The sequence below is a fragment of the Streptomyces sp. NPDC091280 genome (assembly GCF_044768565.1).
In the GTDB taxonomy this organism is placed as follows: domain Bacteria; phylum Actinomycetota; class Actinomycetes; order Streptomycetales; family Streptomycetaceae; genus Streptomyces.
On record NZ_JBIVUZ010000003.1, the window covers coordinates 677,901 to 703,393 of the forward strand.

General features: G+C 69.3%; 24 protein-coding genes. 11 read left to right on the forward strand and 13 right to left on the reverse strand.

Annotated elements, in window-relative coordinates; genetic code table 11:
- Positions 1 to 192: 192 nt before the first annotated feature.
- The 3 genes from ACIQPR_RS13160 to ACIQPR_RS13170 all read right to left on the reverse strand — a co-directional run bounded on the left by ACIQPR_RS13160 (position 193) and on the right by ACIQPR_RS13170 (position 1,422).
- The gene (locus tag ACIQPR_RS13160; RefSeq protein ID WP_403646294.1) at positions 193 to 372 is read right to left on the reverse strand and encodes an FxLD family lanthipeptide; all 180 of its coding nucleotides are present in this window, start codon (positions 370 to 372) and stop codon (positions 193 to 195) included.
- 187 nt (positions 373 to 559) lie between these two features.
- Entirely contained in the window at positions 560 to 748 is a 189-nt protein-coding gene (locus tag ACIQPR_RS13165; protein ID WP_403646297.1) for a hypothetical protein, read from the reverse strand.
- 227 nt (positions 749 to 975) lie between these two features.
- A complete protein-coding gene (locus tag ACIQPR_RS13170) occupies positions 976 to 1,422 on the reverse strand; it encodes an ATP-binding protein (protein WP_403646300.1) in 447 nt (148 codons plus the stop codon).
- A gap of 241 nt (positions 1,423 to 1,663) precedes the next feature.
- Here ACIQPR_RS13170 and ACIQPR_RS13175 point away from each other — a divergent pair, with 241 nt between their 5' ends.
- The 4 genes from ACIQPR_RS13175 to ACIQPR_RS13190 all read left to right on the forward strand — a co-directional run bounded on the left by ACIQPR_RS13175 (position 1,664) and on the right by ACIQPR_RS13190 (position 7,217).
- Positions 1,664 to 2,950, forward strand: a complete 1,287-nt coding sequence (locus tag ACIQPR_RS13175) for an XRE family transcriptional regulator (protein WP_403646302.1) — start codon at positions 1,664 to 1,666, stop codon at positions 2,948 to 2,950.
- Positions 2,947 to 3,486 carry a GNAT family N-acetyltransferase gene (locus ACIQPR_RS13180; protein WP_403646305.1) on the forward strand — a complete coding sequence of 180 codons (540 nt, stop codon included), beginning with the start codon at positions 2,947 to 2,949 and terminating at the stop codon, positions 3,484 to 3,486. Before ACIQPR_RS13175 ends, ACIQPR_RS13180 begins: the two co-directional genes overlap by 4 nt.
- 93 nt (positions 3,487 to 3,579) lie before the next feature.
- On the forward strand, positions 3,580 to 4,206 hold the full coding sequence (locus ACIQPR_RS13185) for a hypothetical protein (RefSeq protein ID WP_403646308.1): 627 nt from the start codon (positions 3,580 to 3,582) through the stop codon (positions 4,204 to 4,206).
- Between the two features lie 296 nt (positions 4,207 to 4,502).
- Positions 4,503 to 7,217 (forward strand): TIGR02391 family protein, encoded by a 2,715-nt coding sequence (locus ACIQPR_RS13190; RefSeq protein ID WP_403646309.1) that lies wholly within the window; start codon positions 4,503 to 4,505, stop codon positions 7,215 to 7,217.
- Between the two features lie 340 nt (positions 7,218 to 7,557).
- On the opposite strand, the gene ACIQPR_RS13195 is transcribed toward ACIQPR_RS13190, so the two are convergent.
- The 3 genes from ACIQPR_RS13195 to ACIQPR_RS13205 form a co-directional block, all read right to left on the reverse strand.
- Positions 7,558 to 8,646, reverse strand: coding sequence for a helix-turn-helix domain-containing protein (locus tag ACIQPR_RS13195; RefSeq protein WP_403646312.1), 1,089 nt, complete (start codon positions 8,644 to 8,646; stop codon positions 7,558 to 7,560).
- 67 nt (positions 8,647 to 8,713) lie between these two features.
- On the reverse strand, positions 8,714 to 9,334 hold the full coding sequence (locus ACIQPR_RS13200) for a hypothetical protein (RefSeq protein ID WP_403646315.1): 621 nt from the start codon (positions 9,332 to 9,334) through the stop codon (positions 8,714 to 8,716).
- A 303-nt stretch (positions 9,335 to 9,637) separates the two neighbouring features.
- Complete coding sequence (locus ACIQPR_RS13205; protein WP_403646317.1) at positions 9,638 to 9,859, reverse strand: hypothetical protein; 222 nt, start codon at positions 9,857 to 9,859, stop codon at positions 9,638 to 9,640.
- A 295-nt stretch (positions 9,860 to 10,154) separates the two neighbouring features.
- On the opposite strand from ACIQPR_RS13205, the gene ACIQPR_RS13210 reads away from it, so the two are divergent.
- The 5 genes from ACIQPR_RS13210 (at position 10,155) to ACIQPR_RS13230 (ending at position 15,731) form a co-directional block, all read left to right on the forward strand.
- Positions 10,155 to 11,228, forward strand: coding sequence for a hypothetical protein (locus tag ACIQPR_RS13210; protein WP_403646320.1), 1,074 nt, complete (start codon positions 10,155 to 10,157; stop codon positions 11,226 to 11,228).
- 682 nt (positions 11,229 to 11,910) lie between these two features.
- On the forward strand, positions 11,911 to 12,714 hold the full coding sequence (locus tag ACIQPR_RS13215) for a lysostaphin resistance A-like protein (RefSeq protein ID WP_403646322.1): 804 nt from the start codon (positions 11,911 to 11,913) through the stop codon (positions 12,712 to 12,714).
- A 16-nt stretch (positions 12,715 to 12,730) separates the two neighbouring features.
- Positions 12,731 to 14,071, forward strand: a complete 1,341-nt coding sequence (locus ACIQPR_RS13220) for a sensor histidine kinase (protein ID WP_403646324.1) — start codon at positions 12,731 to 12,733, stop codon at positions 14,069 to 14,071.
- A 28-nt stretch (positions 14,072 to 14,099) separates the two neighbouring features.
- Positions 14,100 to 14,792, forward strand: coding sequence for a response regulator (locus ACIQPR_RS13225; protein ID WP_403646327.1), 693 nt, complete (start codon positions 14,100 to 14,102; stop codon positions 14,790 to 14,792).
- Between the two features lie 57 nt (positions 14,793 to 14,849).
- Positions 14,850 to 15,731: a DUF1206 domain-containing protein gene (locus ACIQPR_RS13230; protein ID WP_403646330.1), complete on the forward strand. Its 882-nt coding sequence runs from the start codon at positions 14,850 to 14,852 to the stop codon at positions 15,729 to 15,731.
- A gap of 70 nt (positions 15,732 to 15,801) precedes the next feature.
- On the opposite strand, the gene ACIQPR_RS13235 is transcribed toward ACIQPR_RS13230, so the two are convergent.
- Complete coding sequence (locus tag ACIQPR_RS13235) at positions 15,802 to 17,844, reverse strand: ATP-binding protein (RefSeq protein WP_403646333.1); 2,043 nt, start codon at positions 17,842 to 17,844, stop codon at positions 15,802 to 15,804.
- Positions 17,845 to 18,132: 288 nt separating this feature from the next.
- On the opposite strand from ACIQPR_RS13235, the gene ACIQPR_RS13240 reads away from it, so the two are divergent.
- The gene (locus ACIQPR_RS13240; RefSeq protein ID WP_403646491.1) at positions 18,133 to 19,662 is read left to right on the forward strand and encodes an SDR family oxidoreductase; all 1,530 of its coding nucleotides are present in this window, start codon (positions 18,133 to 18,135) and stop codon (positions 19,660 to 19,662) included.
- A 75-nt stretch (positions 19,663 to 19,737) separates the two neighbouring features.
- Positions 19,738 to 20,319: a helix-turn-helix domain-containing protein gene (locus tag ACIQPR_RS13245; protein WP_403646336.1), complete on the forward strand. Its 582-nt coding sequence runs from the start codon at positions 19,738 to 19,740 to the stop codon at positions 20,317 to 20,319.
- 45 nt (positions 20,320 to 20,364) lie between these two features.
- Here the strand turns inward: ACIQPR_RS13245 and ACIQPR_RS13250 are convergent, their stop codons facing one another.
- From ACIQPR_RS13250 to ACIQPR_RS13275, 6 genes are all read right to left on the reverse strand, one after another.
- Complete coding sequence (locus ACIQPR_RS13250; RefSeq protein ID WP_403646338.1) at positions 20,365 to 20,724, reverse strand: hypothetical protein; 360 nt, start codon at positions 20,722 to 20,724, stop codon at positions 20,365 to 20,367.
- The gene (locus ACIQPR_RS13255) at positions 20,721 to 21,341 is read right to left on the reverse strand and encodes an Asp23/Gls24 family envelope stress response protein (RefSeq protein ID WP_403646341.1); all 621 of its coding nucleotides are present in this window, start codon (positions 21,339 to 21,341) and stop codon (positions 20,721 to 20,723) included. The genes ACIQPR_RS13250 and ACIQPR_RS13255 overlap by 4 nt, the downstream gene beginning before the upstream one ends.
- Positions 21,338 to 21,922 carry an RNA polymerase sigma factor gene (locus tag ACIQPR_RS13260; RefSeq protein WP_403646344.1) on the reverse strand — a complete coding sequence of 195 codons (585 nt, stop codon included), beginning with the start codon at positions 21,920 to 21,922 and terminating at the stop codon, positions 21,338 to 21,340. The genes ACIQPR_RS13255 and ACIQPR_RS13260 overlap by 4 nt, the downstream gene beginning before the upstream one ends.
- A gap of 168 nt (positions 21,923 to 22,090) precedes the next feature.
- Complete coding sequence (locus ACIQPR_RS13265; RefSeq protein ID WP_403646347.1) at positions 22,091 to 22,510, reverse strand: STAS domain-containing protein; 420 nt, start codon at positions 22,508 to 22,510, stop codon at positions 22,091 to 22,093.
- Complete coding sequence (locus ACIQPR_RS13270) at positions 22,507 to 23,595, reverse strand: B12-binding domain-containing protein (RefSeq protein WP_403646349.1); 1,089 nt, start codon at positions 23,593 to 23,595, stop codon at positions 22,507 to 22,509. The genes ACIQPR_RS13265 and ACIQPR_RS13270 overlap by 4 nt, the downstream gene beginning before the upstream one ends.
- On the reverse strand, positions 23,592 to 25,271 hold the full coding sequence (locus ACIQPR_RS13275) for a PP2C family protein-serine/threonine phosphatase (RefSeq protein ID WP_403646351.1): 1,680 nt from the start codon (positions 25,269 to 25,271) through the stop codon (positions 23,592 to 23,594). The genes ACIQPR_RS13270 and ACIQPR_RS13275 overlap by 4 nt, the downstream gene beginning before the upstream one ends.
- Positions 25,272 to 25,493 lie beyond the last annotated feature (222 nt).

Consider the following 25,493-nt stretch of genomic DNA (forward strand, 5'->3'; position numbering starts at 1 on the left):
ACGGCCATCGAGGTCAGGGCACGGAGGGACCGGCAGCGACGGCCGGGCCACGGCGCGCACGACAGCAGTAGCTCCGGTGCGGAACGCTGCGGGCAGGGCAACCACCAACTACCTCCGTAGGCGAGGGAACGGTTGGCTGGTGCCGCCGCGTCGAGGCGCGGCGGCACCAGACCGGAGCGAACTCGGGGCCGGTCAGGCGACGTTGGTGGTGCAGGCGCCGCAGGTGGACCCGCAGTTGTCGTCCGTCAGGTTGACCAGGCCGGCCGGGTCGGCGATCTCGACGAGCGAGACGTCCAGGTCGAAGCCGTCCGATGTCCCTGGGATCTGCGGGCGTACTTCGGTGCGGCTGGGAACTACGGCGCTGCGCGTCATACTTCAACTCCTAGTGATCATTGGGGTGTTGCTGGACTGTGGTGCCCACCAGGCCCCATGGCAGGGAGCAATGCCGGACGGCTGGCTCCCCGGCCGGTTCCTGGCAACCCGGCACGAGGGACGCGCTCCGCGAGGTGGTCCTCGCGGGTTGTCGGTCTCACGCCGGGAAGTCATGTGCCGAGAGTGATCAAGCGGTCGCAGGTCGCCGCTTCATGAAGTAGGTGAGCGCCTGGTCCTTGAGACGGTCGAGGCACAGCTCACAGGCGTAGAAGGGGGCGTGTTGCCCGTCCCACTGCACTGGGCCGAGCCAGACGACCAGGACGCTGGTGCGCTCGCAGCCGAGCCAGCAGTCGCCGGTGGTCCAGGGCCACTCCATGGGAGAACGTCACCTTTCTCAGCCGGACGGGGCGGTCGGTCTGGCCACCTGGCAGTCGGGTATGCAGACCCAGAGCCGGAACGGCAGACCCCGGTGTCGTACGTCGCCCAGCCCCCAGCCACTCGCTCCCAGTCGGCGGGCGCAGAAGGCACAGTCCATGGCCATCTGCTGGCGAGGGCTGAGGTGGCCAACGTGCGGGAGTGGCGGGCTCGCCTTGGCCAGGGGCTTCACGCGGCGTCCTTGATGCGGAGTTCGGCCCAGACTTCCTTGGCCCACGGGCGTCTGCCCGAGCCGTGCAGGTCGTACCCCCAGCGGTCGGCGACTGAGTCGATGAGCAACAGCCCACGACCCGACTCGTCATCGACATCGGCCTCGCCGAGGGTCGGCAGGCTCGTTGGCGCCCGGTCCAGTACCCCGACACGGAGCCGTGTCGCGCTCGGCCGCTCGACCATCAGACGGATCTCGTTGCACGGGGTGTGCCTGGCGGCGTTGGCGATCAACTCCGTGACGATCAGCGCGGCGTGGTCGGCGAGCTCGTCGAGCCGCCATATGCCGAGGACGTCCCGGAGGAGCTGGCGGCCGACCTCGGCCGTGGACGGCTCGCAGGGAAACGTCTGGCAGTAGGTGGGGTGTCCGACGCTGGCGACATGAACTTGCGTAGTGAGACTCGTCATTGGGGGGAGCCTTCGGGTTGTCTCGGCGCCCGGCCTGCCCCTGCGGGGGAGCCTCAGGGGCAGGCCGGGCCGTCAACAGCCGCCCGCACGGTGGGGCGTGACGGGCGACCGACAACAAGACAACTCCCTTTCCAGGCAAGGTGGTTAGGGCGATCAAGCACCCTTGCGATGGAAGGACCTAGGGTGATTTGACCTCCCCTTTGCCTGGTGGGTGAAGGGGCGTGAGAGCTACCGTGCGGACATGGACACCACGCGCAACACCGTTCTTGAGGCGTGGATGGCCGAACACGGCTACAGCTCCAACAGCCTCGCCGACGCTGTGAACAGGGCCTTAGAGCAGCTGACCGGGAGACACGGCGGCCTCGACGGCTCATCGGTCCGGGACTGGAAGGCAGGCCGGGTCACATGGCCCAAATCGGCTACCCGCAAGGCACTTGAGGACGTCAGCGGCCTGCCCGCGATCGCTTTAGGGTTCGTGCCACGGGGCCGGCCTACGTCCACCCCAGTCCCACCGCAGCAGGAGGACCTCGACATGAAGCGCCGTACCCTCGTCGGCGGGATCGCAGCGGCTGCCGCCGCTGCAGCAGCCGCTCCCGGCACCGCATCCCCGCGCCGTATCGGCATGAGCGACGTCGACCGCCTCCAGAAGCGCTTCGCCGAGATCATCGCCAGCGACCACCGCCATGGCGGCCAACTCGGCATCGAGCAACGGGCCGCCGCCCTTGCTGACGAGGCCCTGAACCTCCAGAACGCCGGCAGCGCCAGCCAACGGGTACGCAGCAACCTCTACGCCTCCGCAGCCGCGTTCCGATCCTCCGCGATGTGGGCGGCCATCGACGGCCGCCGCTACGACATCGCCAAGGCACACATGCGCGAGGCTCAGGCCCTCGCCGAGATGTCCGGCGACCAGGCGATCAAGTTCCGCATCTGGAGCCACGCGGGCACCATGTACCGGCACATGGGCCGCCCCGCCGACGCGTTCGCCGCCAACGACGTCGCCCGCAACCTGCACCTCACCCGCCGAGACCCCCTGTTCGCCTCCCTCGGCCTGGCCCGCCAGGGCGCCATCCACGGCGCAGCCCAGGACCGCACCGGAACCCGCCGCGCCTTCGAGCAGGCCCAGGACGCCATGCTGCGCGCCGACCCCGCGGACTTCCGCCCGGTGTGGATGCTCGCCTTCTACGACCAGGCCGAGCTGGACTCCCTGGCCCTGTCAGCACACCTGGCGCTCGGCGACTACTCGACCGCCGAGTACTACGCCCACCGCTGCCTGTCCGCCCTCCGGCCCCACATGATCCGGTCCCGGGCAATCACCACGACCCGCCTCGCCCACGCCCAGCTGGCCCAGGGCGTCCCGGACGCCGCCACGGCCACGGCGATGAAGGTCCCCGTCGACGCCGCCACTCAGCACGCCCGGGTCACGCGCATGCTCCAGGAGTTCGGGGCCGCTCTGCGCGCCACCGCGCCAGGCAGCCCCAGTGTGCAGACCTGGACCGAGCACGCCGCCACCTGGAGGATGGCTGCATGACCACGGCGCCCGCGATCGAACTGCGCACCTTCACGACCCTCGACTCCGTCCGAGGCGACCTCCTCGACGTGTACGCCGAGGTGCGCGCCCCTCTCCTCCACCTGCCGAACTACGCCGTCACCGCCTTCGGCGAGCGCCTGGACCGGCACGGCACCGAGCCGGGGTTCACGGCCGTCCTCGCTTACGCGGACGGACATCCGGTCGGCTACGCCTACGGCAACACCATCGAGCACGGCGACCGTTACTGGCAGCGCACCAGCCCGGCGCCGGCGGAGAAGTACACCGAGCGTCCGGCCGTGGCCCTGAAGGAGATCGGCGTCCGGCCGACCTGGCGGAAGACCGGCACCGCTCGCCGTATCCACGACGCTCTCCTGGCCACCCGCGACGAGCCGTACGTCACGCTTATGGTCAACCCGGCCGCCGGCGACGGAAAGGTCCACGCGCTCTACGAGTTGTGGGGGTACGAGGACATCGGACAGAGCCAGCCGTCACCCGCCTCGCCAGTCCTCACCGTGATGCTCCGTGCGACCCGCTGACTGGCCAAACACACGTCCATCCGCTGTATCCACCCTTCCGGTGAGCGTGGTCGTGAGAGGGGGTATGTCAGTAGCGCCAGATACTCTCGCTCTATGAGCGATGTGTCCTACGCCACCGCATGGGTTCCTGACGAAGCTCCTTTGACCGCCCCCGGCGATGCCGCCCAGTTGGCGATCGATTGGGTGCTGGAGGAAGCGCAGCGCTCTGGAGTTGAACCGCTACTGCTCACTCCAGACAAGACACCATGGACAATGGGAGTGGCCCCCATCACTTGGTTCGCCAGCAACTATTCGGCAACGACGGCGCGCGCCAGAAATCCCAGGAACGGTAACGGTCCTGTGTTGGTTTACCTCCCGGACTACAAGCTCATGGGTATGGCAGCGGACTACGCCCAGGGCTCGTCCCTGGTTGCGGTCGAGCACAGGATGGACCCTCTGATCGGATGGGCGATGGAACTTGGTGCCCGAAACCTGCTGATTAACGAAACGACCGAGGACACACGAACTGCATCTGAGCTCGCGGACTTGGAGTTTATTCACGCCAATGGCAACAACAGATGGGCCAGGGGCTTTGGGCAGGACCGGGCACGTGACACCTTGCGGGAGATGCGCGACCAAGGGCGCCTGGATCGGGCCACCGTTTTGGGCTGCATGGTGGCCAAGAGGCACAGCGGGGAGTCGATCTACCAGCTATCTAAGATCATCGATGCGTTGCAGTGACTGCTATGACCTCCTGGGTGCCTGACTGATCATCTTGATCGGCGTCAATGTCAACCAGATCGCTCGCGCATCAAAGAGTGGTCACGCCTCATACGCTAGCGGCTAACGCTTCAGAGAACTCCAGTGCTTGTCAGACCGGATCGCCGAACCGCTCGGGAGCCCGTTGAACCAGAGACGGAGGCGTGCCAGTGGCACCGCCGTCAACCTGGCTAGGGCAACCCGGTGTTCCACCAGACGGGCCTTCTCGGTAGCGCTGAAGTCCTGCGGTAGCTCTCGCACTCAGCCAGAATGGGCCAATGGTGGTTGAGAGGCAGGATCAAGAGATTCTGGATTTGGTCTATGGCTTGGTCTACCCCGAGGGTACCTGGCCCACATATCGCACGGTTGACCTGCACATGGACAGGTCCTTGGGTATCAGTGACACGCAGGCGGCCTTGCTATCTATTCCGGATCAGTTGCTAATGCATCCGTGGCAGCGAACCGGATTCTACGACAATGACGAGGTGCGTCTGACCTTGCGTGGTATCGACGTGTGTCAGGGCGGCCGGCAAGACCTTGAAGCACTGGCTGCATTCCTCGCTTGGGCCTGCGAGCAAGAGCTAGATGCGTCTGTCGACAAGACGGAGCTGGCGCTCACCAGCCGCGAGTATTCCGCGGCCCTCGGACTGAACTTGGGACCCTTGCCGGATCCGGAGGAACCGGAATCCGTGGGTGCAGGGCCGGTTTCTGCGGACGCAGTCTGGGCCCGCGTGCAGATGACCCGCATCCGGTTCCTAGGGATGCTCGTACCCAGTTTTTGGCAGTCAGCGGGGTACTCCCCTGCAGGTTCCTGGGACTGGACATTCTCAATTGACCGGCGTCGGTTGCGGAATTACCGTGACGTGCGCAGTGTCGCTGATCTTCTCGCGGTGGAGGATGATTTCCAACGCAGCGTGAAAAACCCCACCTTGCAGCCGTCCGCTACGGATACCGTGAGTGTTTCGGTCGCTGCAGAAGACACCGGCGTGGCCAGTGAGAGCGCGGCTGTTGTGATCCGACAAGGGGTCCACGAGCTGCTGCTGTCCGTACTGAGAGACGATGTCGTCGAATTGTGTACCGAAGCGGTTAGCCAAGGCCGCTACGACGACGCAATCTTCGACGCATTCCGCCATGTCGAAGAACGCGTCCAACGCCGTACTGGTCTGACAGACACGATCGGCGGCTTGCTTCTGCACCAAGCTTTTCTGGAAGAGCCATACAGAATCCGGGTTTCCGAGAGGAAACAGGATCAGCAGCGGCTTCATGAGATGTTCAGTGCTGCGATCGGCCTACATCGTGGAGACCGTGCCCACAAAAATAGGCCCAACCTCGTTTGTCGTACCCTGACCGAATGCGTTCGAATTCTCGCTCATGCCTGCGTTCTGCTCGACCTCCTTGACCGAGACATCGCCGTTACTCCCGCCATCACTGGATACGCACAACGGCACGACGAAACGCTGACCCTGAGGGTGGTGCGAGCCTCCCCCACCACCCGCGTCCTCATCGATGAGAAACCATGTCGAGTGCTGCGGCGTGATGTAGGCACAATCACTGTAACTACAGCTGGGATCCCAACCGATGAACATGACATCGTCCTGATTGATGGGTCGCTTCAAAGCCCCAGTAAGTCGATCTGGCTGGTCCGCGGAGCAGGGCAAGTGAACTGGTACCGAGTAGTAGAGGTCGATATCCCTCTCTATTCCGACCAGAACTGTGCCGTTCCTCTGGACGCGACAGGTATCCGGCTGGCAACAATGGAAGCTAGTGTCCAGGGCCAGCGCATCGTAGCGACTAGGACTCCATACACGCCCGGTGACTACGTCAGCTGGAGCTGGGACAGTACGACCACATTGCCCACAGCATGGGCCCGAGGGCGTTCCAACGAACCTTCCTTCATGGTCTTCAACGCATCGAATCTCTTTGACGGCGATCCTAAGGCCGCAGCTCACCCGGCGCGCACGATGCAGGTCTCCCTGGAGCCGCCGCTCATCAAAGCCCGTGTCGGCGAGGCTCCCCCTATCCGTGCGCTGGTGTGGAAGACGGACGGGACAGCTACCTGGACCGAAATCATCGAGAACCCTGGTATTCGGACCGATGACAAGAAGATCGTCTCATTTGAAAAGGGCTCCCTGCGAGTCCTCACAGCTGGCCGGTGCACGCTGCGCCTGGAGTACGACGGGCAGTATGCCGAGGCAGCGGTGGAAGCCGTCGCTCATCCTCGCGGCACTCTCGCGGACTGGGTTACTGCTCTTCCACCAGTCACCAGCCTCGCCTTTACCGGCCGAACTGGGGTGCTCATCGCGACCAGGGAAGCGACCATCTGGCGCGTCGACCCGAAGACCGGTTGCTTTCAGCCGGCAGCAGCTGTCCAACTCCAACCACCAAATTACGGCGGCGTCAACATGCTGGCGTCGGCGGCCAATGGGGACGTGGCTCTGCAACTTCATGGCGAGCCAGATCTGCTCGTCCTAACAGCCGTCTCCAACCTGAGCTGCAGCTATACAATCACCAAGCCTGAACCTGAAGAGTCCATCACGGGCTTCGCCTGGCAGGGAGCAGAGCTGATCGTTGCCATGCATAGCAGGACTCTGTGGCGCTGTACCTCCGATGGCCAGTGCACTCTGCTCGGCCAGACCCCTACCGCGATCGAGCGACTTACCTCAGAGCCCGGCACTGGCAGATTGCTCGCCATCACTGGGCATGGGGAGGAACAACAGATCTGCCGCCTGGACCCAGACCACCCCGAGACACCTGAGGACCTTCTCAACGAGCCGCTGAGCAGCAATACACACGGCGCCTTGGCGGCGGCGCCCAGCGGGGAAATCTATGTTGCGGCCTTTTATAAAGGGCAGTTGCTATGTCTCAGAGATGGCGAGCTCGTCGCGGTAGCCGCAGGCTTGCAGAACCCTGATGCGATCTGCCTTGACGACAAAGGCACCGTTTACGTAGCGGACTTCGCCGATCATGCTTCGGTCAGGCGGATCCTTCCGTAGGCATCAGGGTTCGAAGTGGGATACCAGTCCTACCTCGGAACGTCTTGCCGCACGGAGACTGAGGAGGGTCTTGCCTCTGGCATGCCTCCTCGTCGCTCATCTCCCCGGCCTGCGGGAAGCCTTCGGTGACGCGGCATTTTCATCGACGGTGCCGACGACAACTCGTGGGCCGAGGCAAACAACGAGCTGTACGCGACGGGAAACACCGAAACATGGCGATTGCTGCCGCATTCGTCTGCACCGCGTTCACTACCAACCAGATGAGCACGAAGATCAAGCCGTGAGTAGAAGCCGTCCAGGCGCTCCTGTGACTAGCGATCCCCCGACGCCTGCCGTCTTCTCAGGGAACGATTGACAGACTGCGCTTCACCGAGGCCGTCGCGAATCGGCCCTCACCCTCGAAGGTGGTGAGAGTGAGTCCGAACAGGAGCCGGTTCATTTCCTCACTTGTTAGCCCGAGCTCAGCCGCGATGGCCGAGGGGCGAACTCGCTTCGAACGCAGCGCGGTGAAGACCTTCGTCAAAACCTGCGACGTTTCGCGTTGACCCATGCCCCGCGGTTCGCCGGACCGGTACCCCAATCGGCTCAGCTCGGCGCACGTGGACCGGTACTGCCACTCGGAGAGCAGACCCAAGTCGTGCATGCGGTAAGTCAGGGCCATGGCGGAAACGTTCCAGATCTGCTTGGCGCGAAGGATCTGGTCGACGTGTGCACCCGACGGCATGTGCCCGAGAACGCTCGCCCGAGGCATCAGGAAGGCGGAGGCGAACTCGTTCGCTTGTCGTTCGGCCTCGGGCCCTGAGCAGGCATGCTCCGTGCCGTGCATGACGAGATGGCCCAGCTCGTGTGCTGCGTCGAATCGTCCTCGCTCAGCTGACTTGAGCGTGTTGAGGAACACGAAAGGAACGCCGTCGCGCCATACGGCGAATGCATCGACCTCGGCATGAGCGGGGTCCAGCGAGAACACCCGCACTCCGTGCGCCTCCAGCAGGTGCACCATGTTGGGTGCCGGCGCTTCTCCCAGATCCCAGCGGGTGCGGACCATGCCAGCGGCGGTCTCAGGGTCGGGTTTGCCCAGCGAGGGCACGTTGGCTGCTGGCAGGCGGAATCTCTCGTCGATCCAGTCGTACAACATTGCGCCCAACGTGCCGGCGGCCCGAGCGGCTTCGAGTATCCGTGCCGACGTCTTACTGCGGGCTCGCCAGGAGATGCCTTCCGCCGGGAGCTCGTCCAGGGCGGGGCCGCCGAAGAAGGCAACGGGGAAGTCCAGCGCCGAGGCGATCTTGTCGAGCGTGTCAGAACGTGGCGCAGTGCGCCCCGTCTCGTAGTTCGAGAGGCTCTGAAGTGACACCCCAGCCCGGCCCGAGAGTTCGGCAAGGGTGAGGCCCCTGCGCTTGCGGGCCAGTGTGATACGGGACGGGGTCACCATGGGGGCTGCCTCAGTTATTGGTGGTGCACGGTGAGGCGACAAGGTTCGCCGCCCCACCCGATGGGCCTCAGCGGAAGTCGACGGGGATGTCAATCTCTTCGGGCCCATCATCGTTCGTAGGTTCGATTCCGTCCATCACGAGAGCCGGGAGCGGAATCCGCCTACCCCATTCGATCACGAAGCCGTCCTCGAAGGTCTTAGGCTGCGACAGCTCACAGTCGATCCGTACTGTCTCGCCGATCTTGGTGCGAAAGGACAGCAGGAACCACGTCTTCAGGGCGCATGCTTCTTCTTCGCTTAGCGCAACCCCGTCGGGTCCGACACCGGCTACGAACAGAGCCGTCTGTATGTGCGGGGCGCCTTCGCCAGCATTGGCGCGAGTGACCATGCCGGTTGCAGGTCCGCGTCGACGCGCGTTCTTCGGGAACAGACTTACCTGCCCCGTGGCGGCGTCGCCGACCATCACGCCCATCGCGATCGACCGGTCCGCGTTGCAGACAAGTTCGAGACGACCGTGGATGAGTCGGGCCCACCCCTCCCGCTCGATGTGCAGCTCGCGGATGGTCCTTACGTGCGCCTCGTAGGCCCGTCGACCAGCCGTTCCCGTCGGGTCATTTGGAACGGCCGTACGCCGCGCTGCCTCTCCTGCACGCAGTACGTCGTGCAGGAACTCCAGTCGGGTGCCCATGCCGCCCAACTGGGCCCGTACGTTATCGGGTTCAGGGGACGGCGTCGCGACGGACAGGGCCAAAGGGACCTCCGAGGGTTGGCGGCAGGCTTATAAAGACTCTACCTCGCTCGTGGTGGGAATTTTATAAGGTTCGCCGCCGTCCGGTGTCGTTTGCCGCGAGGCCCATTGCCGGCTCGTGTTCTCGGCGGTCGTACGGCACACGGGCGCCAGGCTCAACGGCTTCATGGTGCGCGCTCCGCGTCTGGACATGTAGGAAGTGGCCTCGGAGGGCCGCAGCGTCCGACTGCGGCCCTCCGTGATTCACCGGCGGATGATCTGGATAGTGATGACGGGAGCCGCAGCCACCGCCAGCACGGCCAGTCCGACCGGCGCGGAGACCGCCAGGGCGATCACCGTCCCTCCCACGGCGCACGTCGCCGTGAGGCCGAAGGTCGCCCACCCCAGAGCCTTGCTGGGATTCGTACCGACCTCCGCCCCAGCCTGAGGGCTGGGCTGCATCTGCTGTTCTGTTGTACGTTCCATGTAGAGAGGTACCGCCTCCTTGAGATTGGAGGGCCCGGAGCACCAAGTGCTTGCCGGCGTCGATGCTCCGGGGCCCTCCCGATTGGACGCGGCCGGAGAAGCCCTCCGGGCCGCCTGCGAGGGCCTGTTCAGCACCTCACCCCCTAATCATCTAGCCCGTTTGACGGGTCATCGGGTACGCTCGACTACGCTTTGATCCTCATGCTGTCCCACTTGATTAAGTTGATAAAGTTGAGAAATTAATGGATCAAGGTGGCATTAAGATCAATCCGTAGCGACCAATAGGTAGATCAACTTGCGCCCCAAGGACGGCAAGGTCGAGACCCGCCTCGCGCACCTCCAAACTCTTCGCAGCGGCATGCTCGGCGGCGTCAACCTGGTGATGCGCCAGATCTGGGCGAGCGGGCAGAAGCCCAGCTCTATCCGAGTTCGCTCGGCCTTCTACCGGCTTGACGAGATGAAGGTCCTGAAGGACGAGCGGAAGCCGCTTCCGACGAAAGAGCAGCCGTTCGCGGCCCGCATGGTCACCCCCAAGGGACTCCACCTCCGGCTTCTACTGACGATGCTGTATGCCGCGCAGTGCGCCGTGGGGCCAGGGAAGCAGTGGGACGCCCCCTACCCGGTGGAGTCGACAGCGAAGCAGCCACTGTCGTGGATGAGTTTGTCGGCCTCCATCAGCCAGTACGCCGGTCCCGGCATCCAGCTGGCGTCTCAGGACGTGAACCGTCGACGTCAGATCATGGCGGCCCTCAAGACGCTGGAGGGGATGGCTCTCGTGCGGGCGAACACCAAACCTGGCCGGTTCACCGCCGGGTTGCAGCTCCTCTGCGAGAACGGAACGAGCACCGTCAGCTCGGCCATCCCGTACACGATGCCCGACGACACCGAGATGTACGTGGAGATCCCGGTCGAGTTCTTCACCTGCGGCTGGGTGCACGTGCTCACGAACAGCGAGATCGCGGCCTTGCTCATGTGGTTCGACCGCCTCAAGTACTCCGGGGTCGTGGTCGGTGCCGATGAAGGCGACCCAGTCACGGTTACCTACGTCTCGGGCGATGTTAGGCAGGGCCTCTACGGTTTGGGACGGGAGGCGTATGAGACCCACCAGGCGCTTGACGCTTATCAGTTGCTCGACGTCATCCGGCCCGAGAAGCGCTACGACTCGGGCAAGTGGGAGGGGTACTCGAAGGACGACTCAGACCTGCTCTGCCACCGTGTCTCGCTCGCCCCGGCTGGCTTCGACCGTGATGCGGGAACGATCGTGGAGGACGTACTGCAGCGGCGTGACACCGGTGGTTTCTGGGGCCGCCCTATGTTCAGTACCCCGAAACGGTTCGACCGTTTCCGAATGGTGTCGGGAGACGACTAAGGCGGCTGGCGCCTGCGCTCTGTCGGGCCTGCCCGGCCGGGACGGCGTCCCCACCGAGATGCTCGCGGTCAGTGTGCGGTCGACGCGGTTTGGCGCGTCGACCCTTCGGAGTGAAACGCCTGCTCAGCGACCCGCTATGCGTGAGCGATGCGTGAGCGGATGGTGGGGCACAAGCGATCACGGCGTGGACTCGATGGGGTGTACCACCCTGCCTGACCAGGTAGTTCCGGACCTCGAAGTAGCATCCGGAACCACCCGGCAAGCCTTGGCCAGGACTTTTAATCCATTGGTTGTGGGTTCGAGTCCCACAGGGCCTACGAGTCGTAGGCGGGGGACATGTCCTCTGACCTGCTACGTGGCGTCCGGGTCGGCTTCGGTCGGCTCGGGCGCTTTTTTGTTTCGTGGTGCTGCTTGAGGTGTGCGTGAGCGGGTGTGGGCCAGGGTCCCGCGCATCCCCCGTGAGAGCTACCCCGACCGTCCCTGCGCGGGTGATTCGCGGATCGCCGTGGATTTCTAGCGTGGTCGTCAGGTCGGTCGCCGTCGGAGTGGCCGGGGCTGTCGGGAGGTCACGATGGGTATGTCGTCCGCTGCGCACGACGATGCGGGGTCCCGTCCGGACGGGACCCGTCCGGGCGGGCAGGGTGGTCGGCTCGGGCGGGTCGTGCGGGCTCCGCTCGGCTGGATGTTGGTGGGGCTGGTGGGTGTCGGCCTGGTCTCGGGGCTGACCGCGACCGGGCCCGGTCCGGTGCCGGTGCTGGGTGCGGTCGCGGCGGTCGCCGTGTACTGGGTGGTGATGCACCGGGTCGCGGGACGCTCCACCCCGGAGATCGCCCGGCAGGGGGCCGGCCGGGAGGCGCTGCGCGGCGGTGCGGTCGGGCTGGGTTTCGTTCTGGTCTCCGCCCTCCTGATCACGGTGTTCGGGGGCTACACGTTCTCCTGGGCGGGCAACGGCTTCTCCTCCGTCGTGTGGTCCGCCGCGATGGTTCAGGCCGGGGCCGCGGTCACCGAGGAGTTGTTGTTCCGGGGGCTCGCCCTCCAGGCCCTGGAGCAGCGGTGGGGCAGCCGGGCGGCCATCGTGATCACCGGGCTGTTCTTCGGCGTCGCCCACCTGGCCGCTCCGGGGGCGAGTGCGTGGAGCGCGCTCGCCATCGCCCTGGAGGCCGGTGTGATGCTCGGTGTCGCGTTCCTGTGGCGGCGTAACATCTGGTTCGTCGCGGGCCTGCACTTCGTCTGGAACACCGCCGAGCAACTGCTCGGCATCCCGGTCTCCGGGCACACTCCCAAGGGCCTGTTCACGGTCGACACCCATGGCAGCGCCCTGCTCAGCGGCGGCACCTTCGGTCTGGAGGCATCGATCGTGCCCGTGCTCATCGGTGTGCTGCTCACCGTCCGGATGTTCGTCCTCGCCCGCCGGAACGGCGGTCTGCTGCCCCGGCGTTCCGGGCGGCGCCGGGGCGAGGCCGTCGCCGCACGGGACGCCCGCTGATCGGAGGTAGGGGCAAGTGACGTTCCATCAGGGCCTTTTGCGGGCACCGTGGTTGCGGGTACCGCTCGCACGGTGGAGGGAGCGGGACGCCCTCCTCAAGGACGGTGTCCTCGCGCTGGTGCTCACCCTGCTCGCCTTCGTGCCGACCCTGTCCGTCATCGGGGCGCAGATCGGCGATCTGCCCGAGCGCCCGGCGAACGCGCTGGGCCTCGGGCTGGTCCTGGCCCAGACCCTGCCGATCGCGGTCCGCCGCCGGTGGCCCGCGGGGTGTCTGGTCGTCGTGGCCGCCGCGTTCGCCGCGCACCAGGCGCTGGGTTTCGCGACGACGTTCGGCAGCATGGGGCTGTATCTGGCGCTGTATTCGGCCGGTGCCCACCAGGTCCGCTTCCGCCTGGGGCTGGCGGGCGTGGCGAGTGCGGGGTACGTGGTGCTGGCCGTCGTCCTGCACCGGCTCGGCTCCCCGCAGCACACGATGGACTATCTCGCCTTCTATCTGGTGCTGGCGGCGGTCCGGCTGGTGGGCGGCGGTGTGCGCGGGCGGCGCCGTGAAGAGGCGGAACGGCGGCGGCTGGCCGCCGAGTTGGCCACGGCCGCCGAGCGGGCGCGGATCGCCCGGGAGTTGCACGACGTGGTCACCCATCATGTGACGGCCATGGTGGTGCAGGCGGACGCGGCACAGTTCCTGATCACGTCCGCGCCGGAACGCGCCACCACGGCCATGGCCTCCGTCAGCGACACCGGCCGCCGGGCCCTGACCGAACTCCGTTATCTGCTCGGGGTGTTGGAGGCGACCGGCGAGTCCACGAGTGAGGGCTCCGCCCGTGGGGGCTCCTCGGACGGGGGCCGCGGACCCGCTCTCGGCACCGTGGGAGACCTCGTCGAGCAGGCCCGCAGGTCGGGTCAGCCGGTCGAGTTCAGTGAGCGGGGCGAGCCGCTCCCGCGAAGCGTGGACGTGGAGTTGGCCGAGTACCGGGTGGTGCAGGAAGCGCTCACCAACGCGATGAAGTACGCGACCGGGCGGCCGACACGGGTCGTCGTCCGGCATGGTGGGGAGTGCGTCGAGATCCGGGTGAGCACGGATGGCCCCGGCCCCGGCCCCGGCCTCGGCTCCGTCCCTGGTCCCGACTCCGACTCCGACTCCGGCCCCGGCCAAGGGCCCGTCCCCGGCCCGAGCCTCGTCCCCGGCGGCGGACGCGGGCTGGCCGGGCTGCGTGTCCGCGTGCGGATGCTCGATGGTGAACTGGAGGCCGGACCCCGCCCCGGTGGCGGCTTCGAGGTCCGTGCCACGATTCCGTCCCAGCCCCGTTCCCCGTCTCAGTTCCAGCCCCAGGCCCAGTCTCAGTCTCAGTCCCACTGAGACCCCCAGCCCGTCCAGGAGTGACCCCGTGAGCGACGCGCCGCCTCCCATCCGTGTGCTCGTCTGTGACGATCAGGAACTGGTGCGGACCGGCTACGTCACCATCTTCTCGGCCCAGCCCGACATGGAGGTCGTGGGCGAGGCGGAGAACGGGCACGCGGCGGTGGAAGCCGCCCGGCGGCTGCGCCCCGACGTGGTCGTGATGGACATCCGGATGCCCCTCCTCGACGGCATCGAGGCGACCCGGCAACTGGCCGGTCCCGACGCCGGGGAGCCGCCGAAGGTGCTGGTCGTCACGACGTTCAACGTCGACGCGCATGTCTACGACGCGTTGCGCGCCGGGGCCAGCGGGTTCCTGCTCAAGGACGCGCCGCCCGCGGAGCTGGTGAACGGCATCCGGACCGTCGCCCGGGGCGAGGCCCTGCTGGCGCCCGCCGTCACCCGTCACCTCATCGGCCACTACGCCGAGCACCTGCGCCCGGCCGAGTCGTCCCGGCCGGCCAGGGAGGACGTCGTACGGGCGCTGACGCCCCGCGAACTGGACGTGCTCCGGCAGTTGGCCGAGGGGCTGTCGAACGCGGAGATAGCGGCGGAGCTGTACATCACCCCCGAGACGGTCAAGACCTATGTCTCGCGCATCCTGGCCAAGCTCGCGCTGCGCGACCGGGTCCAGGCGGTCGTCCTCGCCCACCGGATCGGACTGGTGTCCGGCACACCGTGAGACGGCGGCCCGGCCGGTGCCGGGATGGTCCCGTCCTTCGGGGGCATACGGCAGGGCATGGCTACTGGATCGGCAACGGCAGGCGGACGCGGGCGTGGACGCGGGAGTGGACGGGGACGGGGACGGGCACGCGGTCAGGTCCTGCGTGCGGCGAACAGCCCGGCGGTCGCGGCGGCGGCCCGTTCGGGGTTCGTCGCCCGCGGGGTCATCTATGTGCTCATCGGGGTGTTGTCCCTGCGCATCGCCTTCTTCGGCGGCGGCGAGCAGGCGGACCGGGGCGGCGCGATCGCCGAGATCGCCCGGAAGCCCTTCGGCACCGTACTGCTGTGGCTGCTCGGGATCGCCCTGGCCGGGATGGCCCTGTGGCGGCTGTCCGAGGCCGTCTTCGGCCAAGCGGGCCCCGACGGCGGCAAGCCGGGCAAGAGGGCGATGGCGGCGGGCCGTTCCGTCTTCTACGGCTTCGTCGCGTACTCCGTGCTTTCCTACGCGGCCGGGGACAAGGGCAGCGGCAGCGGCAGTTCCGACCGGACCTCGCGGGACGTCACGGCGAAGGCGCTGGACTGGCCGGGCGGGCAGTGGATCGTCGGCGTCGCCGGTGCCGCGGTGACCGCGGCCGGCGTGTGGATCGCCGTACGGGCCGTCATGCGCAAGTTCGAGAAGCACCTGAAGATGGGGGAGATGTCCCGCAGGACGCGTCAAGTCGTCGCGTTCCTGGGGGTGTTCGGCGGTGCGGCCCGGGGTGTCGTGTTCGCCACGGCGGGCGGGTTCGCCGTCGCCGCGGCCGTCCGGCACGAGCCGGGCAGGGCCAAGGGCATGGACGACACCCTGCGGACGTTCGCCGACACTCCGGCGGGCCCCTGGCTGCTGGCGCTCATGGCGGTCGGCCTCATGACCTTCGGGGTCTTCTCCTGGGCCAACGCCCGTTGGCGCAAGGTCTGACGTCCCTCGCCCGCCTGCGGATGCGGGGACGCCTGGAGGTATGTGCGGGCGCCTGGAGGCAGGTCCGGCGTCAGCCCGGTGGGAAAGGTCCGCCGCGCGAGGCCCACCGCACGAGTGTCCGTCTGTCGCAGGCCGCCGTCCGCGCCCGGATCCGGTCGAACTCCGCGTCTCCCAGGGCGCGTACGAGCCGGCCTTCGCACTCGTCGCGCAGCGCCGCCAACTCCGGTGTCCCGCGCTGCGGGTGACCGATCGTCTCCCAGAAGCGGTCCGCCGCCCCGAACGCGTGGGCGGCTTCCCGTTCCTGTCCGGTGTCGGCCAGCGCGATGCCGAGCAGGTCCATGAGCATGGCGATCCCGAAGGCGTCCCCGATGTGCTGCTTCGCGTCGAGCGCGGCCCGCGCGTGGCGTACGGCGTCCTGGGCGTCTTGTTCGAGCAGCGATATGAGTGCCAGCTGGTGATCGACGTAGGAACGTGTCCAGTACTCGTCCAACTCCGCGCAGGTGTCCCGGAGTTCGAGAGCCTCATGACGTGCCTGGCGCAGTCGGCCGGACGCGGTCAGGGCGAAGACGTGCAGGAGGCGGCACAGCAGGGTGGCGGAGGTCGGTTGGTCGGGGGGTGGGGCGGCGGTCCCCAGCGCTGTCGACTCCACGACGTGCGCCGCGGCGAGTGGACGGCCCTGGAGCAGGTGGAGGAGGCCTTCGAGGTAGGCGGCCCGTCTCGAACCCTCCGTGTCCCGGGCGGCTGAAGCGGCCTGTCGGCAGGCGATGGCGACGGGCAGGGCCGCGTCGTGTTCGCCCTGCAACGTCAGGGTGAGTCCCAGGCTCCACAGCCCCTGCACCCACGGCTCGTCCGGCCTCGCGTCGGGCAGGAGCCGTACGGCCTGCTCCAGGTGCTGGCGGGCCTCGTACAGGTAGCCGGAGCAGACCCAGTAGAAGGTGACGTGGCCGAGCAGTTCCAGGGCGGCTGCCGGGTCGGTGGCCAGGAGGTGTCCGGTGGCCAGGCGGATGTCGGCGTGGAGGAAGTCGATCCGCCGGTACCAGCTCCGCTGCCGTGGGCCCGGCCACGCGCGGTGGGCGTGGCGGGTCTCGGTGAGCATGTGCTCGGCGTGCCTGCGCGCGACGGCCTGCTCCTCGCCGATCTCGGACAGCCACATCCGGCCGTACTCACGGACCGTGTCCAGCATCCGGTAGGCACCCGCCCGGTGTGTGACCACGGACTTGTCGCACAGCGCGTGCAGCGTTTGCGCGGTCGTCCGGGGGTGGAGGGGGCCGCCGGTGGCGACCTGCCGGGCGGTGTTCTCGTCGAAGGCGCCGGGCAGGAACGACAGCCTGGCCCACAGGAGCCGCTCCAGCGGGGTGCACAGTTCGTGGCTCCAGCCGATCGTGGTGCGCAGGGCCGCGTGCCGGGGCGGTTTCGTGTGGGGCGGGGCCGGCGGGAGGTCGACCGCCGACCGGGGGCGTACGCACAGTTCGTTCAGGGGCATGGCGCGCAACTGCGCGGCGGCGAGTTCGAGGGCCAGCGGCAGCCGGTCGAGGCGCTCGCACAGGGTGGCGGCCAGACGGTGGTCGGTGTCGTCCTTCAGCGGGTTCCCGGTCGCGGCGGCACGGTCGGCGAACAGATCGAGTGCCTCCTGCACGGTGGCCAGCGGCTCGATCCGGACGACGGTCTCGCCCCGGACCTTCAGCGGCTGGCGGCTGGTGGCCAGGATCCGCAGCCGGGGGCAGGCCGCCAGGAGGTCGGCGACCAGGCCGCGGCACTCGGCCAGCAGGTGTTCGCAGCAGTCGAGCACGAGCACCGTACGGCGGCTGCCGATCCACGCGCGGATCGCGTCCGTCGGCATGCGCGGGGTGTGATCGGACAGGCCGAGCGCGTCGGCGACGGTCGCGGACAGCAGATCCGCGTCGCGCAGCGGCGAGAGATCCGCCCAGGCGAGGTCGTCCTCGTCCGCCCACGTCCCACGGGACAGGGCATGGCGGGCCAGCCTGGTCTTGCCGACGCCTCCCGGACCGGTGAGCGTGACCAGCCGGCTGGTGCCCAGTACGGCGCCGATCAGGTCGAGCTCCGCCGAACGGCCGACGAAAGAGGTGTCCTCGTCCTGGATCATCATCGCCATGCCGTCATCATTCCGCTCGGCCCGACGACTCGTCGCGGAAATCAGACATAGTCGTACGGCTGATGATTTCGATCATTACCGGAGGAATGTTCTCGCGACCGGAACAGTGGCCTGAGCAGCGGCCCGAGCAGCGGCCGGAGCAGGGCAGCGGCCTCGTGGCGGCGCCCGACAGGCACGGTCGTCCCGGCGCGGCGATGATCGGACGACGAGGCCACAGCGGCGGATCAAGCGCGTGGAGGCACGATCGTGGGCGGCGCGGACGGACAGCGGAACGCGGCGGCGGACGCCGTGGCGGGACACGGCGGCCGGGGACCCGAGCGGCTGCACTGCCTGGTCACCGGGGCGTCCGGCTACATCGGCGGACGCCTGGTGGCGGAGTTGCTGGAGGCCGGCCACCGGGTACGGTGCCTGGCCCGTTCGCCGGACCGACTGCGTGAGCACCCCTGGACCGGCGACGCCGAGACGGTTCGCGGGGACGTCACGGACCCGGAGTCCGTCGCCCCGGCCATGCGCGGCATCGACGTCGCCTACTACCTGGTGCACTCCCTCGGATCCGGCGCCGGGTTCGAGGACACCGACCGCCGTGCCGCGCACGTCTTCGCCGAGCAGGCCCGGGCCGCCGGTGTACGACGGATCGTCTATCTCGGCGGACTCACGCCGAAGGGCGTGCCCGAAAGCTCCCTGTCCCCGCATCTGCGGTCCCGGGCGGAGGTGGGACGGATCTTCCTGGAGTCGCCGGTGCCCGCCACGGTACTGCGGGCGGCGGTCGTCATCGGCTCCGGTTCGGCGTCCTTCGAGATGCTGCGCTATCTCACCGAGCGCCTGCCGGTGATGGTCACCCCGAGCTGGGTGCACACCCGCACCCAGCCCATCGGGGTGCGGGACGTACTGCGCTACCTCGTCGGCTCCGCGACCATGCCCGCCGACGTCAACCGGACCTTCGACATCGGCGGGCCGGACGTCCTCACCTACCGCGAGATGATGCGCCGCTACGCCCGCGTCGCCGGACTGCGCCGCCGGATCATCGTGCCCGTCCCGGTCCTCACGCCCAGGCTGTCCAGCCACTGGGTCGGTCTCGTCACGCCCGTGCCCGCCTCCATCGCCCGGCCCCTCACGGAGTCGCTGCGCCACGAGGTGGTCTGCCACGAGCACGACATCGCCCGCCACGTGCCGGACCTGCCGGGCCGGCCGCTGCCCTTCGACGAGGCACTCGCCCTGGCGCTGCGGCGGGTGCGGGAAGCACAGGTGGTCACCCGCTGGTCGTCGGCATCCGTTCCGGGCGCGCCCAGCGACCCGCTGCCCACGGACCCGGACTGGGCGGGCGGCAGCCTCTACGAGGACGAGCGGCAGGCGTCGGTCGACGCGTCGGGGCAGGCGTTGTGGAAGGTGATCGAGGGCATCGGCGGCGACAACGGCTGGTACTCCTTCCCGCCGGCCTGGGCGGTCCGGGGCTGGATGGACCGGTTCGTCGGCGGGGTCGGGCTGCGCCGCGGCCGGCGGGACGCCGAGCGCCTCAGGGTCGGCGACTCGCTGGACTTCTGGCGGGTCGAGGAGATCGAGCGCGGACGGCTGCTGCGGCTGCGGGCGGAGATGCGGCTGCCCGGTCTGGCCTGGCTGGAGATGTACGCCGAGACGGACGCCGACGGCCGGACCCGCTACCGTCAGCGCGCTCTGTTCCACCCCCGAGGTCTGCTCGGCCACCTCTACTGGTGGTCCGTGTCCCCCTTCCACGCGGTCGTCTTCGGCGGGATGGCCCGCAACATCACCCGGGCCGCCGCCAAGGACAGCGGCGGGTCCGGGCGGTTCGCCCGCCGCTGACCCCGCGTTACGGCATACGGGTGTAATCGGGATGCCCGGTGATCACATGACCTGGTTGCCGGTTGTCATACCGTCGTGACGATCAACCTTCTGCCTCAGCAGCCCATGCCCTCCCACCCGCGCCGCCGCGACGGAAAGGCGCCCCTGCCCGCACCCGAGGAGCGCGCCCGGTTGCGCCGCGCCTGGCAGCTCACCGACGAGCAGGTCGCCGCCGCGTTCGGCGTGACCACGGCGACGGTGCGCTCCTGGGAAAGCGGACGCACCACCCCGACCGGCCTGCGGCGGGCCGCCTACGCCGCGTTCCTGAGCGGCCTTGCCCAGGGACTGGCCCCCGCGGCGGCCGGGACCGCGGCCCCACCGGCGGCGGTGCACCCGCCCCGCCGGGCCACGAGGCGCCGCCCAGCGCGGCGGGCCGACCGGCATCTCGTCCAGCCGCAGGCCCGACCGGCACCCCGGCCCGTTCCGCCGCCGCCGGTGTCCGTGACGCCCGAGGCCGTACCCGGGAGAGCCCCGGTCGCGGTCGCCCGTCCCGTGGGAGCGGGGCCTGATCCGGTCGCACCCGCACGCCGTCGCAGATTTCGAGTCATGGCTGCGGCGGCCTGCGCCTGGACGGTCTTCGTGCACCTCATGGTCACGTCTCCGCCGCCGCACTTGTAGGCCGCCGCGACGATGAGCGGGAAGGAGCAGCCGGCGGGCAGCGGCTCAGACCAGTCCCGTGACCGTGACGCTGACCCGCGCCTGCGCCGTCTCGGCGGGAAACAGCGCGGCCACGCGTTCCTCGACGGTGCGCCGGGCGGCGCGCGCGACATCCACCCCGCGCGTCTCGCGGAGCGCGACGAGGCTGATCTCGACGTGCCAGCCCGCCGAGCCGCTCGGTCTGCTCACCCGCACCCCCGCCGACGACGTGGCCGCCGTGTTCCGGCCGGGCCGGGGCACGCCCGGCTGCACGGCGGAGCGCAGCCGGTCGGTCAGCCCCGGTTTGAGGAACGCCACCCCCGGCACCTGCTCCACGGCACGGGCGATCTCCTCGGTGAGCGTGACGTGAACGGCGGTCCGGGTCATGAGGCGAAGCCTTCCTGGCTGTCGGACGGGGTGTCGACGATGTCGGTGATACGGATGTCCACCGACGCTATGGCCATGCCCAACTCGCCCTCGGCGGTGGCCCACACCTGGCGCCGGACCTGTTCCGCGAGGTCCGGCAGGACGGCCCCGGACGGCGCGTGGACGTCGAGACGGACCTCCACCGCGCCCGCCCCGCCGCCGTCCGGTCCGGGGACGAGACGGCAGGAGCCGGCCCGGACACCGGGCACTTGCTCGGCGGCGGCGCGCAGGGACCGGGCGGCCACCGCCTCCATGATCCACAGATCCTCGCCCGGTTCCCCCAGGGGCATCGGCCGGCCGGGGCGCAGTTCGAGCCGGACGACGTCCATGACCCGTCGCGTCAGCGTCGCCACGTCGTCGCCCGAGGGGTCCGCCGTGTCGTCGCGGAGGCCGCGTACGGCGGTCCCGAGTGCTTCGAGTTCGCTCACGGCCTGCCGGCAGTGCGGGCAGGAGAGCATGTGCGGGTCCTGCGTGCGCTGCTCCCACGCCTCCCACACCAGGGAGATCAACCGTCCGCACGCGAGGTGTTCGTCCTCGCTGCCGGGGGCGTCGTCGAGCGGATCGTGACGGGTGGTCATCGCCAGGCCCCCAGTGCTTGTGTCAGACAACGGCGTGCGCGGAAGACCCGGGCGCGGACGGCCTCCTGGCTGATGCCGACCGCGTCCGCGATGAACTCGTAGGAGCGGCCGTCCAATTCTCTCAGCACCCAGCAGGCCCGCTGCTCGGCCGACAGCAGGTCGAGCGCCTCCCGCACCTCGCGGACCGCGTCGCGGCCCTCCGCGATCCGGGCCGGCGAGGTGGCGTGCTCGGCCGCGGGCAGGTCGCCGGCCGCCTCCAGCGGGGCCACGGGCCTGCGTGAACGCAGCACGTTCAGGCAGCGGTTGGTGACGATCCGGTACATCCATGTGGCGAAGGAGGCGTGGCCCTGGAACTCCGGCAGCCGTCGCCAGGCGCTGAGGAACGCGTCCTGGACCGCGTCCTCCGCCTCGACCCGGGTGCCGAGCAGCCGGGTGGCGAGCCGGATCAGGGCCGGTGCGTGGCGTTGGACGAGGACGGCGAAGGCGTCCTCGTCGCCCTCCGCCGCCCGGACCGTCAGCAGGGTGTCGTCCGTGTCGCCCCGGCTGCCGGGTGGTGCGCTCTGGGTGCGGGCCCCCGCCACTGGGCGGCTCCTCTCGTCCGGTCTTCTCAAGGTTGGACACCGCTGTGCCGTCCTTGTTACGTACGACTTCCCGAGACGGGTGCTCCACGGATGCCCCGAGTCGGCAGCGGGCGGTACGGCGCGGCGGCGCTCCGGTCGCCGGAACTGTTCGGAGCCGTCTCGGCGGTGTCAGCCGTCGGCCGGCCGGTCCGGTACGGCTTCCTCGGTGTCCGCGCGGGAATCCCCCGAGCCGGAGGTCCCGCGTGCGGCCCTGTCGGGGAAGGCCGTCAGGTACTCCAGGCTGCCCGTGACGGTGAGGAGCCGGTTCAACGCCGGGGTGCGCTCTTCGAGGTGCAGGAGCACACCCGCTTCATCGGTACGGCGGCGGATCATCAGCAGCGTCGACAGCCCCATGGAGTCGACGCAGCCGAGTCCGGCACAGCCCAGGTGGAGGTCGCGCAGGCGCGGGTGTGCCGCCAGTTCGCCGGTGACGGTCTCAAGGAGCACGTCGGCGTTGTCGTGGTCGAGGTCGCCGTGCAGATCCAGGCGCACCGCGCGCTCGCTGTCGACGGCGGTCAGACGCAGGTGACTTGAGGGGCGGTTGCTCACGGGTGGTTCCTGGCGGTGGCGGTGGCGATGGTGGTGGCCTGCCCGTCGTACGCGAGCCGGAGGACGCGGGTCGCCCGGGGGAAGTCCTTGAGTTCGTCGGACAGGAGGCGCAGGGCGGGCGGGAGGCTGTGCGCGGGCACACCGCGTGCGGTGAGGATGGCGGCGGTCCACGTGACGAAGTCCACGAACAGGTCGACGTCGTCGAGGTAGAGGGCCGTGGCGAGGAAGTCCACGATGTGCGCCAGGTCCTCGGCGGTGTGCTCGCGCTGGAGGTCGTCGTACTCCCGCATCGTGGGGAAGGCCGCCTCCAGGCCGTGCAGCACCGATCGCACGAGGCGGGTGCGGGTGCGGGTGACCAGCGTGTATTCCTGGTCGTCCAGGTGCGGCAGGTCGTCGATCGTCTGGTGGCCGGTCTCCGGGCGGGGCAGCGGGCCGTGCTGGACCTGGTCGGCGGCGGAGCGGGCGTCCGCGCCCCAGGCGTCGGCGCCGAGCAGCCGGGCGTAGCGGCCGTCGGGGCCGAAGGCGGCGCCGCCGACCAGGACGGGTACTCCCACGGCCTGGCACGCGGTGATCGCGGCGTGCGCGGTGGGCAGCCTGGTCGCGATGGAGCTGGAGAGCGCGACCAGTTCGGGCCCGGTGCGGTGCAGGTGCGCGATGAGGTGCGGGGCGGGGACCTGGGCCCCCAGGTAGTCGACGTGCCAGCCGCGCAGCTTCAGCACCTCGGCCAGCAGCCGGGCGGGCAGCGCGTGCCATTCGCCGTCCACGCAGGCCACGGTGATCCGGCCGCGGCGGGCGACCGTACGCGCGGCCGGGTGGACGGAGAGGGCGGCCACGGCGCGGTCGTTGATGGCGGTCGCCGCGTGCTCCTGGGCGACGCTCATCCGGTTGGCGGCCCACTCCTCGCCGACCCTGGCCTGGACCGGGGCGATCACGTCGAGCAGCACGCTCTCCGGGGCGAGTCCGTCGTCGAGGGCCCGCAGCACGAGCCTGGTCGCCGTGTGCTCGTCCCCGGCGAAGACGGCCTCCCACAGTCCCGCGACCAGGAGGGCGGGGTCCGAGCGCGTGGGGCGCAGATCGGTGTTCATGCGGTGAACCTGCCCCGAGTGCGGCCGTTCACCGCACTGAGGTGGTGACTGCGGGGCGCGGAGACCACCACGACGGCCATGTCGTCGTGCTGTCCCCGGCCGACCCACTGCGCGGCGAGCATCTGGATGTGCTCGACGATGCTCTCGGCGGGCATGCCGGCGCACTCGGCGAGGGCGCGGCGCAGGCGTTCCTCGCTGAACATGGTGTCGCCGAGCGGACCGCCGCGGGCCTCGGTGATCCCGTCCGTGTACAGGACGCAGGTCTCGCCCGGCGCGAGGACGAGGTCGGCGGTCTCGGCGTGGATGTCGGGGATGGCCCCGATCAGGGTGCCCCTGGTGTCGGCCTCCTCCACCGTGCCGTCGGCGCGGACGATCAGCGGGGGCGGGTGGCCGGCGCTCGTCACCCGCATCCGTACGGAGCCGCCCTCCCGGACGGCGGAGGCCAGGACCATGGTGGCGAACCGGGTGTGATGGGAGTTCAGCAGCGCCATGTTCAGCAGTCCGAGCATCCGCTGGTGGTCGTCGGCGAGCGGCAGCAGGGCGTGCAGGGTGTTGCGGATCTTCCCGGTCAGTACGGCGGCCTCCAGGCCCTTGCCGCACACGTCCCCCAGCACGACCAGCGAGGGGTCGCCCTCGGTGAGCGCCGGGTGGACGTCGTAGAAGTCGCCGCCGATCCGCTGGTGGTCGTCCGAGGGGCGGTAGCCGCCGGCGAAGTCCACGCCGGAGACCTGGTGGAGCGTCGGCGGGAGCAGTTCGCGCATCAGGACGTCGGCGATGGCCGACTGGTCCGCGTACAGCCGGGCCGCCGACATCGCCGCTCCGGCGCGGGCCGCGAACAGCCGGGCGAAGACCTCCTCCTCCCCGGTGAACACCGCGCTGCCCGCCCGCCGCAGCAGGATCAGCGCTCCGGCGGGAACACCGTGTCCGGGCAGGGGCGTGATCACCATGGAGCCGACCGGTCCGAAGTCCCGCGGTACGACCCACTCCGGGGCCGCCGACGGGTCGACCCAGCGCGTGGGTACGGGAGGGAAGCCCCGCAGGGCCTCGCCGAGGCCGGGTACGTCGTCCGGGTCGGCGCTCTCGTACGAGGCGGCCGGGCTCCCGCCCCGCACGCAGGCGACGACCGGGAGCCGGGCGCCGCGCCGAGGGGCGACGACGAGGGCCGCGTCGGCGAGGTGTTCGGCCGCCAGCTGCGCGGCGACGTCCATGCAGCGGTCGAGGTTGAGGGAGGAGAGCAGCAGGTTGGACGCCCTGCCCAGGAACGCGGTCCGCTCCCGCTCCACGCGCAGCGCTTCCCGGACCAGGTGGTGGTCGTCGGCGTCGACCAGCCACCACCACACCGTGCCGTCGTCGTGGACCGTGGGACGGGCCTCGAAGACCCGCTCGTCCAGCGGGCCCGACACCGTGCGGGAGCGACCCCCTCCGGCCCCTCCGGCCCCTCCGGCCCCTGCGGCCTGGCGGGGGACACGCAGCGCGGTGTGCGCCGACGACAGCCACGCCGGGACGGCGTCGGCCAGCGGGACCCCGGGCCGCGCGCGGGGCAGCAGCGCTCCGGCCGCCTCGTTGACCAGGACGAGCGCGCCCTGGGGATCAGCGACCAGGACGGGATAGGGGGCCCTGGTCCACAGGGACCCGTCCGGTGTGTCGATGCCGCCGTCGGCATTGGTGGGAGTCACCAAGGATTTGGGAGTCACCAAGAATTGAGGATCCGCTGCGCGAACCCCTCACCTCATACCCTCGTAGAAAACGTTGCCGTCCGGCAACCATCCCCCATCGCCTCTTCTCTGGCAACCGGCCCCCGCCGGACACCGGGCGGTCCGCGTCCCGAGTCCGCCGTCGTGGGAACCCTCTGGCCTGGACCACGCGATCAAGTTTCGATCACTGCGGTCCGGGCCGGC

What these genes read in the sequence shown, in the direction of transcription:
- ACIQPR_RS13160 (WP_403646294.1), bottom strand. Translation starts at nt 372, where the DNA reads ATGACGCGCAGCGCCGTAGTTCCCAGCCGCACCGAAGTACGCCCGCAG.
- ACIQPR_RS13165 (WP_403646297.1), bottom strand. Translation starts at nt 748, where the DNA reads ATGGAGTGGCCCTGGACCACCGGCGACTGCTGGCTCGGCTGCGAGCGC.
- ACIQPR_RS13170 (WP_403646300.1), bottom strand. Translation starts at nt 1,422, where the DNA reads ATGACGAGTCTCACTACGCAAGTTCATGTCGCCAGCGTCGGACACCCC.
- ACIQPR_RS13175 (WP_403646302.1), top strand. Translation starts at nt 1,664, where the DNA reads ATGGACACCACGCGCAACACCGTTCTTGAGGCGTGGATGGCCGAACAC.
- ACIQPR_RS13180 (WP_403646305.1), top strand. Translation starts at nt 2,947, where the DNA reads ATGACCACGGCGCCCGCGATCGAACTGCGCACCTTCACGACCCTCGAC.
- ACIQPR_RS13185 (WP_403646308.1), top strand. Translation starts at nt 3,580, where the DNA reads ATGAGCGATGTGTCCTACGCCACCGCATGGGTTCCTGACGAAGCTCCT.
- ACIQPR_RS13190 (WP_403646309.1), top strand. Translation starts at nt 4,503, where the DNA reads ATGGTGGTTGAGAGGCAGGATCAAGAGATTCTGGATTTGGTCTATGGC.
- ACIQPR_RS13195 (WP_403646312.1), bottom strand. Translation starts at nt 8,646, where the DNA reads ATGGTGACCCCGTCCCGTATCACACTGGCCCGCAAGCGCAGGGGCCTC.
- ACIQPR_RS13200 (WP_403646315.1), bottom strand. Translation starts at nt 9,334, where the DNA reads ATGGGCACCCGACTGGAGTTCCTGCACGACGTACTGCGTGCAGGAGAG.
- ACIQPR_RS13205 (WP_403646317.1), bottom strand. Translation starts at nt 9,859, where the DNA reads ATGGAACGTACAACAGAACAGCAGATGCAGCCCAGCCCTCAGGCTGGG.
- ACIQPR_RS13215 (WP_403646322.1), top strand. Translation starts at nt 11,911, where the DNA reads ATGTTGGTGGGGCTGGTGGGTGTCGGCCTGGTCTCGGGGCTGACCGCG.
- ACIQPR_RS13230 (WP_403646330.1), top strand. Translation starts at nt 14,850, where the DNA reads ATGGCTACTGGATCGGCAACGGCAGGCGGACGCGGGCGTGGACGCGGG.
- ACIQPR_RS13235 (WP_403646333.1), bottom strand. Translation starts at nt 17,844, where the DNA reads ATGGCGATGATGATCCAGGACGAGGACACCTCTTTCGTCGGCCGTTCG.
- ACIQPR_RS13250 (WP_403646338.1), bottom strand. Translation starts at nt 20,724, where the DNA reads ATGACCCGGACCGCCGTTCACGTCACGCTCACCGAGGAGATCGCCCGT.
- ACIQPR_RS13255 (WP_403646341.1), bottom strand. Translation starts at nt 21,341, where the DNA reads ATGACCACCCGTCACGATCCGCTCGACGACGCCCCCGGCAGCGAGGAC.
- ACIQPR_RS13270 (WP_403646349.1), bottom strand. Translation starts at nt 23,595, where the DNA reads ATGAACACCGATCTGCGCCCCACGCGCTCGGACCCCGCCCTCCTGGTC.